This is a genomic window from Nocardia sp. NPDC052566 (genome assembly GCF_044547285.1).
GTDB lineage: Bacteria > Actinomycetota > Actinomycetes > Mycobacteriales > Mycobacteriaceae > Nocardia.
In genome coordinates this window covers 81,204-93,186 of record NZ_JBIUAF010000007.1, presented here as the reverse complement: position 1 = coordinate 93,186, position 11,983 = coordinate 81,204, and the positions used below count along the sequence as shown (strand labels likewise).

Genomic DNA, 11,983 nt, shown 5'->3' with positions numbered 1-11,983 from the left:
CTCTACTCTCCTGAAATTCCAACGAGGATCGAGGGATTCGCCGATTCGATGCGGTCGACGTAGTTCCGGACGAACTGCTCGTCGACCGCGGGCGATGGATACTGGTCGGCGCCGAAGACGTGCTCGCCGAGCGGCAGGCCCTCGAGCATGGCTGCCACGCTCTCGGCACTGAGGTCGTCGACGACCGCGGCGATGCGGGCGAGCGGACTCGTCGGGTTCGCGTGGGCGTAATCCAGTGCGCGACTGCGCCATTCGTCGAACGGCAGTAGCTCGGTGCCGCCGCCGACCGCGCCGATCAGCGCGAAGAAGCTGTCGAAGCTCGGCGCACGGAAGTTGACGAAGTCGTAGTCGTAGCCGATGCGCGCCGGATCGTTCTTCAGCACCTCGACGACGGTCGCGGCCAGGTAGTCGACCGGAAGCACGGCCGAAAGGCCGACTCCCAGTGCGGGGAAGCTGCCCATGGCGAGGCCGCCGACGATCAGGTTGTGCAGGAAGTCGCCGCGGTCGAGCCGGAAGTGGCCGGTGGCCGCCGAGGCGCCGACGAACGGCAGCCGGTAGACCGACGCCTTGGCGCCGCGCCAGCGAGCCGCCGCGACCATCCGCTCCGCCATGTACTTGGAGGTGAGGTAGCCGTACTCCCTGTCGTCCTCGGTGACCTCGTAGCCCAGGTACTTGGGCAGCGTGGCGAAGGTGGACATGAGGTGCACCGTCTTGCCGCGACCGCGGGAGGCGAGGCGCAGAACTTCGTGCGCGCCGACCACATTGGGGCCGATGTAATCCTCCAGCGGCCGCATCCAGTCCACCAGCGCACCGGAGTGGCAGATGGCGTCGACCCGGTCGGCCAGCTGGTCGAACAGCTCCTCGTCCAGCCCGAACAGCGGCTGGGTCAGATCACCGACCACCGGATTCAGCAGCGGCTCGTACTCCGGCTGCCACAGGCCGTAGCCCGCGAGCGCCGTGACCAGCCGCTGCATGGCCGCACCCGCGTTCTCGGCACGCACCAGGCTGTAGGTGACGATGCCGGAGGCGAGCAGCTCGTGCAGCAGGAACGCGCCGACGAAGCCGGTGGCGCCGGTGACGAGGACCGTCTTCGGCGTGGCCGCCGCCGTTGCCGCGTTGTCGAAACGCAGGCCGGGATCGAGGAAACCCTTCCTGACCGTCGTCATGTTCAACGCGGCGGCGCCGGTGGCCTCGGCGATGTCCGCGGTGGCCGCCGTCTGCTCCGTGGGCACGCCCGCGCCCGCTTCGAGCAGCTTCGCCAGCAGGAACTGCCCGAGCGCCTTCAGGTTCGGATGATCGAAGGCGATCTTGGCCGGCAGGGCGAGGCCGGTCAGGTCCGCCAGCTGGTTGCGCATCAGCACCGCGGTCAGCGAGTCGATGCCGATGTCCTGCAACGGCAGATCGACGTCGACGTCGTCCGGCGAGGCGAAACCGAGCGTCTTCGCGACCTCCTCGCGGACCGTGCCGAGCACCAGGGCGGCGTGCTCCTCGGGCGCGGCCTCGCCGAGCAGTTTGCGCAGATCCGCTCCGCCACCGCGGGTTCGGCCGCCGCCACCGCTCAGCAGCGAGCGCAGCAGCGGCGGGATGCCGCCCCGTTCCTCGTAGTAGCGCTGCAGCCGCGTCAGATCGAAGGCGGCGGCCACCGTCAGCGGGCGGCCCGCCCGCGCCGTCAGCTCGAACAGCTCGAGCGCCTCCTCCGGTGCGAGCCGGTCGAGGCCGAGCTGGGCGAAGCGCACGCGATCGGTGTCGCTGAGCCCGGCGGCCATGCCATCGCCCTCCCACGGACCCCAGGCCACCGAGGTGGCGGCGAGTCCCTTGGCACGCCGCAGGTGGGCGAGCGCGTCGAGGAAGGCGTTGGCGGCCGCGTAGTTCCCCTGCCCCGGCGCGCCCATGACGCTGGCGATGGAGGAGAACATCATGAACAGGTCGAGCTCCATGTCCTGGGTCAGCTGGTGCAGATGCCACGCACCGTCCAGCTTGGGCAGGAAGACGCCGTCGATCCGTTCGGGCGTCATGGCCGACAGCGCGCCGTCGTCCAGTACGCCCGCCGCATGGACAACACCGCGCAGCGGCCGGTCCACATCGAACAGGGTCATGACCGATTCGACGCTGGCGCGATCCGCCGAATCACCGGCGATCACAGTGGCTTTCGCGCCGAGCCCGGCGAGCTCGTCGATGAACGCCGCCGCGCCGGGCGTTTCCATGCCGCGCCGGGAGGTCAGCACCAGATCGCGCACGCCGTGCGCGCTCGCCAGCCAGGTGGCCACCCGGCGGCCGAGATCGCCGAGACCACCGGTGATCAGGACCGCGCCGTCGGAGCGCAGGAACTGCCGCTGCTCGGCCGGGACCAGCACCACCTTGCCGATATGGCGCGCCTGCGCCATGAAGCGCAGTGCGTCGGAGGTGTTGGTCATCGGGAAGGTGCGCAGCGGCAGCGGCGCGAGCTTACCCGCGGTGAACAGGTCGGCCAGTGCGACCAGCATCGCGTGGATGCGGTCCGGCCCCGCCTCGGGCAGGTTGTAGACGGTGTAGGTGACGCCGGGATGGCTCGCGTCGATCGCGGACTGCTCCCGCACATCGATCTTGCCCATCTCCAGGAACCGGCCGCCGTCGCCGAGCATGCCGAGGCTCGCGTCGATGAATTCGGTGGCCAGCGAGTTCAGCACGATATCGAACTTCTTGCCGGACAGCGTCTTTCCGAACCGCTCGACGAAGCCGAGATCGCGAGACGAGGCGAGATGATCGTCGGCCAGGCCGAGCTCGCGCAGCGCCTGCCACTTCGGCTCGCTCGCGGTGCCGTAGACGTCGGCGCCGTGCAGCCTGGCCAGTTGCACCGCCGCCATGCCGACACCGCCCGCCGCGGAGTGGATCAGCACCCGCTCGCCCGGTCGCAGCGCACCGAGTTCGTGCAGGCCGAGCCAGGCCGTCAGGAAGGTCATCGGGACGGTGGCGGCCTCCTCGAAGGTGAGGTTGTCCGGCATCCGCACCACTTGCCGTGCGTCCATGACGATTTCGGAGGCGAAGGAGCCGCGGGCGAGACCGAGGACCGGATCGCCGACCCGCAGATCCTTGACCGCGCTGCCGACCTCGGTGACGACACCGGCGAATTCCAGGCCGAACGCCGGGATCTCCACCATGCCGAGCGCGTTGAGCACGTCGAGGAAGTTCACCCCCGCGGCCTTCACCTCGGCCCGAATCTCACCGCTGGCCACCGACTTTCGCGGCATGGACTTGACGTTCAACGGTTCGTCCAAGCGGCCCTTGGCGGCGATCTCCAGCTGCCAGCCGCCCTCGGCCGGAATCTGCAGGTCCGCGGCCGCGGCGACGCGCCGCAGCTGGGGCACGAGTACCTGCCCGTAGCGCAGCGCGCATTCCGGCTCGGCACCGAGCATCAATGCCGGTGCGAGGCTCGCACGGACCGCTTCCTCGGTGCCGAGATCGATCAGGCGCAGGCTCAATTCCGGATGTTCGTTTCGCGCCGTGCGCATCAGGCCCCACAGCGGTCCGGCGCCGAGCCCGGAGACCATGTCGTCGGCGGCCGTGCCCACCGCGTTGCGGGTGAGCCACACCAGCGGCGGCGCGAAGCCGGATTCGGCCGCGGCCTGCAACTGAGCCAGGGCCTTCGCGGTGAACTCGTGCGCCTGAGCGATCGGGTCAGCGCCCGAATCCCACAGACAGAGCAGACCATCCAGCTCGTCAGCGTCTTCGAGCGTCCTGACCTTGATCACCTGGATACCGGCGCGGGACAGTGTGGTCCGCACCTCCCGAGCCCACGCGACGTCACCGGCCGGGGTCAGCAGACCCCACGAGCCGCCGAATTCGACGCCGTCGATATCGGCGGGCCGCCAGTCGACATCGAACTGGAAGCGGTCGACCCCGGCCTGCGCCAGCCGCCGCAGCACCGCCCGGTCGACTCGCCTGGCGTGCAGCCGATGCATCCTGCCGACGTTGACGCCCGCGCCGTCGTAGATATCGAGCGAGGCCCAGAACTCGCCGTCGCCGAGCTCGAATTCGGCTACCCTGACCCAGATTTCGGACAGGCCGCGCTCGCGCAGGGCGAGGCGTTCGACCTCGAAGGGCACCATCAGATCGTCGCCGGTCTTGTGCTGCAGGCGCTGGGTCAGCAGCAGCGAGTGCATGGCCGAATCCAGCAGCGCGGGATGCAGGCCGTAGCCCGCGGCCGCGGACTGCGCGCCCTCCGGCAGCGCCGCCCTGGCCCACACCTCACCGCCGACATGCCATGCCTCGGCGATGCCCCGGAAGGTCGGGCCGTAGCCGTAGCCGAGCGCGTCCAGATCGCCGTACAGAGCCGCCGCGTCGATACGCTCGGCGCCGCGCGGCGGCAGCGCCACGGTGGGACCGGAATCATGCTGCGCGGCAACGATATTGCCGTCGGCATGCAGCTGCCACTCACCGTCGCCGCCGTCCGGCGAGCTGTAGACCCGCACCGGGCGCGCGCCGCCGGTGGCGGCGCCGACCGTGACCTGAAGGCGCACCGGCACACCGGGGGTCAGCACCAGCGGCGCGAGCAGGACGACGTCCGCGACGTCCCAGTCCCCCGCCTCGGTGGCATCGCCCGCGGCGCGCATGGCTTCGAAGAACGCCGTGCCCGGCATGAGCACGGCGCCCATCACCCTGTGCTCCTGCACCCAGACCGGTTCGTCCGCCGCGACAACGGTGGTGTACAGCGACATCTCGGTACCCGCGATGCGCACGCCGCCGCCGAGCAGCGCGTGGTCGGTGTCGTCGAGACCGGCGCCGATCTCGCGCACCGGCGGCGGCTCGAACCAGAAGCGCTCACGCTGGAATGCGTAGGTGGGCAGCGCGACCCGCTCGCCGCCGAACGGCGCGAAGTAACCGCGCCAATCCAGCGGCACATCCAGCACGTGCAGTTCGGCGAGGCTGCGCTGCACGACCGAGGCGCCGTCCTTGCCCGCGACGAGCGAGGGTACCCAGGCGATGGCCTTCTCGTCGGCCAGACAGGCCGCGCCCATACCGGACAGCACCGGTTGCGGGCCGAGCTCCAGGTAGACGTTCACGCCGTTCTGATGCAGCGTCTTGATGCCGTCGGCGAAGCGAACGGCCCTGCGCGCCTGACGGATCCAGTAGTCGGGCCGCTCCAGCTCGCCCGGCTTCGCCAGCTCGCCGGTCAGGCTGCTGACGATGGTCACCCGTGGCGCGTTGAACTGCACGGTCTCGGCCACGGCCTGGAATGCCGCGAGCATGCCGTCCATGTGGTGCGAGTGGAAGGCGTGGGACACCGTGAGCCGCTTGGCTTTGCGGCCCTGCTCGGCGAAATACGCCGCCGCGCGCTCGACACCGTCGGCATCGCCGGAGACGACGGTCTGCGCCGGGGTGTTCAGGCCCGCGATATCGATCTTGCCGGTGAGCCCCAAAGCCTCTATGGCCGTGGCCACTTCGACCGCGTCGGCCTCCAGCGACGCCATCGCGCCGCCGCTCGGCAGCGCCTGCATCAACCGGCCGCGCGCCGCGACCAGCCTGCACGCGTCGGACAGGTCGAATATCCCGGCGACGTGGGCGGCCGCGATTTCGCCGATGCTGTGGCCGAGCAACAGCTCCGGCCGCACACCCCAGCTCTCCCACAGCCGCCACAGCGCCACCTCGAGCGCGAACAGCGCGGACTGGGTGAAATCGGTGCGATGCAGCAGTGCGGCGTCCGCGCTGTCCGCCTCGGCCCACATCACCTCCAGCAGTGGCTTTTTCAGGTCGGTGAACTGAGCGGCGATCTCGGTCAGCGCCTCGCGGAAGACCGGATACACCTCGGCGACGTCCTTGCCCATGCCGGGCAGCTGGCTGCCCTGGCCGGTGAACAGCAGTGCCGCCCGCGGTTCTTCGGCGTGCTCGCCGGTGCGCGCCGCGCCCACCGGCGATTCGCCGGTGCGGGCGAAGGAGGCGAGCTTGTCGAGCAGTTCGGACTTGTCCTTGACCAAAAGCACCAGCCGCCTGCGGAATTGGCTGCGGGTGGTGGCCAGCGAGCGGGCGACGTCGCCGATGCGGTCGTGGATGTTCATGCCCATGTGCCGGTGCAGCGCCTCGGCCTGCTGGCGCAGCGCGGTATCGGTGTAGCCGGACACCAGCACCGGCACCGCGGGCGGCAGCGGCGCCGACGGCTCGGCCGCGACGACGCGCTTGGGCGGTTCCTCGACGATGACGTGGGCGTTGGTGCCGCCGATGCCGAACGAGCTGACCCCGGCCCTGCGCGGCCTCCCGTTCGGGAGCCACGGCCGTTCCTCCTGTACCAGCGCCATTTTCGCGCCGTGCCAATCCACCGCCGGTGTCGGCTCGGTGACATGCAGTGTCCTGGGCAGCATGTCGTGCTGCATTGCCAGGACGACCTTCATCACGCCTGCCAGACCGGCGGCCGCCTGAGTGTGGCCCAGGTTGGACTTGGCCGAGCCGACCCACAGCGGGTGCTCGTCGGTGTGGCTGCCGCCGAACACGTCGGCCAGCGCCGTGCCCTCGATCGGGTCGCCGAGTTTGGTGCCGGTACCGTGCGCCTCCAGGTAATCGATATCGCCCGGCTGCAGGCCCGAATTCGCCAGTGCCGAGCGGATCACGCGCTGCTGGGCCGGACCGCTCGGCGTGGTCAGGCTCGCGGCGTGACCGTCGTGGTTGACGGCGGTGCCGCGCAGCACCGCCAGGATCGGATCGCCGTCGCGCTGCGCGTCGGACAGTCGCTTGAGCACCACCGCGGCGGAACCCTCGCTCCAGCCGGTGCCCTCGGTATCGGCGGAGAACGACCGGCAGCGGCCGTCCGGCGACATACCGCGCAGGCGGCTGAACTCCACGTGCAGCTCCGGCGTGAGCATGACGCTCACACCCGCCGACACCGCGAGGTCACATTCGCCCTGGCGCAACGCATTACAGGCCAGGTGGGTGGTCACCAGCGACGAGGAGCATGCCGTGTCCAGCGTCAGCGTCGGTCCCTCGAGGCCGAACACATAGGACACCCGGCCGGACATGGTGCCGCCCGCGGAGCCGGGGCCGACATAGCCGTCCAGATCGGTCAGGCCACCGGCCATGGTCAGGCCGTATTCGTGATAGGCCGAGCTCTTGCCGACGCCGATGAACGCGCCGGTCTGGCTGCCGCGCAGCCGCTCCATGGTGTAGCCCGCGCGCTCGAACGCCTCCCAGCAGGTCTCGAGCACCATGCGCTGCATCGGGTCCAGCGAGCGCGCCTCGCGGGGGGCGACGCCGAAGAAGGGCGCGTCGAACAGGTCGATCGGGGTGACGAAACCGCCTGAGCGGCAATACGATTTGCCGCGCGCCTCCGGATCGGCGTCGTACAGCGCATCGGCGTCCCAGCGGTCCTTCGGCACCTCGACGATGCCGTCGCCGCCGCGCTCGAGCAGATCCCAGTACTGCTCGGGCGTATTCACGTCGCCGGGCAGCCTGCACGCCATGGCGATGATGGCGATGTCCTCGTCGTTGGCGGCGCGCCGGTGCGCGGTGACGAGCTCACCGCCGGACTTCTCGGCGCCGGCCAGATCGGCGGCGAGCGCCTTGATGGTGAAGTGCTCGAACAGCTTCGCCGAGGACACCGGCCTGCCGAGCAGCCGCTCCAGCTCCGTCTGCACGCGCACGGCGCGCAGCGAATCGCCGCCGATCTCGAAGAAGTTCTGGTTGATGCCGATGCGATCGTGGCCGAGCACATCGGACCAGATGGCGAGGATATCCTGCTCCAGCTCGGTGGCGGGTTTGGCCGTCACCTCGATGCCCGCCACCGGATCCGGCAGCATCCTGCGGTCGATCTTGCCGTTGGGCGTCAGCGGGAACTCGTCGAGTTCGACGAAGAAGGCGGGCACCATGTAGGCCGGGAGTCGCTCGGCCAGCCACGGGCGCAGCGCCCGGCCGAGCGCGACCCTGGCCGGTTCACCGACGACCGGGTCGTTCGCGTAGTGCGCCAGCGCGGCGCGGTCCATCGCCGCGGCGGGGCGCAGGCGCAGGTCCGGATGCGCGCCCGCACGCCAGAACACGGCGTCGATACACCACTTGTCGCCGGAACGGCTGGGCAGCAACGCCATATCCAGATCGGCCGCGGCGGCGATGCCGACGAGATCCTGCGGGTCGATCCACGCCGCGGCGGGTTCGGACCGCCCCACTCGGCCGTGCACTTCGCGCAACCTGCCGTTGGGAATGTCGTTCAGCCGCACCACCGTATCGCCGGTCGCGGCGAGCAGCTCGCGCAGCGCGGCCGCCTCGAGTCCGTCGGCGCGCCAATTCCGTTCGGTGACCGGGGTTTCGCTGTGCGCCGGCTCGCCGATGTGCAGCGTGACGTCGAAGCGGTAGCGGGTCATCTCGTTGACGTAGCGCCCGTCGCGCAGGGTGACATCGACGCGGGTGATCCGGGGGAACAGGCTCGGCAGGTCGGCGAAGTACTCCGGGGAGATCACCAATTCGCGATCGGCGCGCATGGCGTGCGCGACGCGGGTGGCCAGTTCGTCGGGCGAGATCTTGCCGCCCGCACGGAAGTTCACCACATCGGCGTGGAACACCGCCAGCAGCGACAGATCACGCAGATCCCCGAGGTAGACGCGGCCCTTGTCGATCGCCTTCGTCGCCCATTCGAGCACCGTGGTCAGATAGTCGATGGATGGGAAGTACTGGGCCACCGAGTTGACGATGACGGTGTCGAAGGCGCCGTCGGCCACCTCGGGCAGCGCGTGCGCCGGGCGATGCTCGCAGGTGACATGCGGCAGCGACGCCAGGTGGCGGCGAGTGATCCGCACGGCCTGTTCCGAGGCGTCGACGGCATGATAGGCGCTGGTGTGCGGCGCGATGCCGAACAGCATCAGGCCACTGCCGGAACCGATTTCGAACACCCGCTCCGGCGAGTACGACAGGATCCGGCGGACCGAGCTCATCTGCCAGTCGCGCATCTCACTGTTCGAGAACGGCTGGCCGTCATAGCTGTTGTGCCAGCCCGCCAGGTTGAATGTGGCGTCCTCGGCCTCGGTCTCGTAGGCGCGGTCCCATGCGCCCGCCCATTCGGTGAGCGCGGCGCTGTCGGCCCGGCCCGCGGCGGCCCGCGCCGAATCGCGCACGGCGTAGGCGACCAGCTGCTCGTTGCGGCCGATCACCACGGCGCGCGAGACGTCCGCGTGACCGGTGATGGCCGATTCGATATCGCCGAGCTCGATCCGGTAGCCGCGCAGCTTGACCTGGTCGTCGTCACGGCCGAGCACACTGAGCTGCCCAGGCTCGACGAACCTCGCCAGATCGCCTGTGCGGTACAGGGTTCCGTCGCCGAACGGGTTGTCCACGAACCGGGCGCGGGTGTGCTCGGTGTCGTTGTGGTAGCCGCGCGCGACACCGGCGCCGCCGATGTACAGCTCGCCGGGGAAGCCGACCGGCACCGGCGACAGATCCGCGCCGAGCACATAGAGCTGGGTGTTGGCGATCGGGCCGCCGATGCGGACATCGTCGCCCGCGCGCACCTGCCAGACGCTCGACCACACGGTGGTTTCGGTGGGGCCGTACATGTTCCAGACCGCGTCACCGCAGTCGAGCAGGCGATCGGCCAGCCTGCGCGGCAGCGCCTCGCCACCGCACAGGATCTTCGCCAGGCGCGGTGCGCCGCGCCAGCCCGAATCGAGCAGCAGCTGCCAGGTGGCGGGCGTGCCCTGCATCATGGTGATCGCGTGGCGCTTCATCAAGCCGAGCAGCGCACTGGCGTCGATGGTTTCGTGTGCCTGGGCGATGACCGTGGTCGCGCCGGAGAGCAACGGGAGGAACAGCTCGAGCACCGCGATATCGAAGGAGACGGTGGTGACCGCGAGCAACCGATCCGCCTCGCCACATCCGGGCCGCTGCCGCATCGAGGACAGGAAGTTGCACAGCGCGCCGTGGGTGATCTCGACGCCCTTGGGCCTGCCGGTCGAACCGGAGGTGTAGATGACGTAGGCGAGATCCTCCGCCGCCACCTCGATATCGAGTGCCCCGGCGCCGGATGCGCGCGCGTCGTCGACGCTCAGGCACCGGGATGCCCACGCCGACAGGCTTTCCGGCGTGCTCGCCGGGGTGAGCACCAGCTTCGGTTCGGCGTCCTCGATCATCTGGCGGATGCGCTGCGCCGGGAAGTTCGGATCGATCGGCACATAGGCCGCACCGGTTTTCAGCACCGCGAGCAGCACGACGACGAGGTCGATCGAGCGGTCGAGTGCGACGCCGACCAGATCGCCACGGCCGACGCCCCGCGCGACCAGGGTGTTGGCGACCCGATTGGCGTCGGCGTCGAGTTCGGCGTAGGTCAGTGCGGTGTCGGCACAGATCAGGGCGATGCTGCCGGCGTGCTCCTCGGCGGCGCGTTCGTAGAGCCGGTGCAGGCGCTGGCCCAGCAGGCCGTCGTCGTCGGTGGCGTTGAACTCCTCGATCAGCATGCGGCGTTCGCTCGCCGGGAGGATATCCGCGACGGCCAGCGGTTCGTTCGCGAGCGCGGGTAACCGGTCGCACCAGTCGCCGAACTGCTCGGCCAGCCGCACGACATCGCGGCGGGCGACACGCGTCGCGTCGTAGCGGAACTCGACGGTCCCGTCGTCTCCGGCGATCAGTTCCAGCGCGGGGCGGCCGGCTTCGTCACCGAACGGCGCGGCGGCCGTGGAAATCAGTACGTCGGGCAGCATGTCGCCGCTGTGCCACAGCTTGCGCAGCGCCTCGTCGCGCCCGAAGATGTCGCGGCGCAGCCACGCCTTCCGCTGGCCGACGGAGTACTCGTCGCCGATCGCCCGCAGGTTCTGCGCGACCGACTCCTGCGCGTCGACGCGCACCCGCAGCGGCAGCCACGCGGCGAACAGGTCGCGATAGTCCGTGTCGAGGCCCGCGCGCGGCGCGGCCACGGCGAGATGGATATCCGTCTCGCCGGTGGCCCGGCCCAGGAAGGTGCACCAGGCGCCCGCGAGGTCGCCGATCGGCACGGCGCGTACGGTGACCGGGCCGGCGTCCGGGTCGTCACCGGCGAGCGGCGCGGTGTAGCCGAGGCGATACGGCCTGCCATCGGTCAGGCGCTCGCGCCAGTAGGCGCCCGCCTTCGACGCGGCGGTGCCCGCCGCGGTGATCCGGGCCGCGACGTCGTCGTCGGGAGTGGTCAGGATCGTGCCCGGCGACACGACGCACTCACCCGCGGACAGCGCGTCGCCCGTCGCTGTGCTCAGGCGGGTCAGGTGCACAGTGCCGGAGGCGGTGGCGACCCGCAGGCCCGACGCGTCGTCACAGGCGAGCACCTCGCCGGGCACCCCGTCGGTGGCGGCGCCGGCCCTGGCCTCGCGGACGGCGACGAAGCGATCGCCGATCCGCACCTTGGGCCAGACCAGCGGGCCGGTGAACGGGCCGTAGTCCGCGGCGCGGACCATGGCGACGACGTCCTCGGCGGTACGCCGCCAGTCGATGAGGCCCTCGGCGGGGAACTGGGTATGCCTGGAGAAGTAGCGGCGTGCCGAAAGGTCTTGGGGTGTCGCCGTTTCGCGGCCTTCGACGAGTTCGTCGATCAGGTCGGCCAGACTGGTGACGGCCGCTTCGTCGCATTTCAGCCCGAGCGAGAGCGCGGTCTCGTCGGCGGCCACCGGCACCGGGACGCGCGCGAGCACATCGCCGCCGTCGACCAGCTCACCGATCCGGTGCCAGGTGATGGCGTAGTCGCGCACCCGATCGGCGATGGCCCAGGACGGCGCGTACAGGCCGGAGTATTCGGGCAGCGGACCGTAGTGATAGTTGATGCTCATCCGCCGCGCACAGCTCAGCAACGCGTCGGGAACGATCGCGTAGTTGCCGATGCTGAAGAGCAGATCGCAATCCCACCGCGGCGCGAGTTCGACGGCCTCGTCGAGTTCATAACTCGGAATGCCCGCCTTTATCGCCCATGCGCGTGCCGTAGCGTCCCCCGCCACTACTGCCCGGATTCTCTGCCCCTTCGCGAGGAGCACTTCGCCGCAGCGAGCGAGTACGCTACCGGCACCGATCAAGATCG

1 protein-coding gene is annotated in these 11,983 nt (G+C 70.2%); it reads right to left on the bottom strand.

All coding sequences use genetic code 11. The annotated features are described in order from the left end of the window. Positions 1 to 2: 2 nt before the first annotated feature. Positions 3 to 11,903, bottom strand: coding sequence for an amino acid adenylation domain-containing protein (locus tag ACIG5A_RS35065; RefSeq protein WP_397248185.1), 11,901 nt, complete (start codon positions 11,901 to 11,903; stop codon positions 3 to 5). Between the last annotated feature and the right edge of the window lie 80 nt (positions 11,904 to 11,983).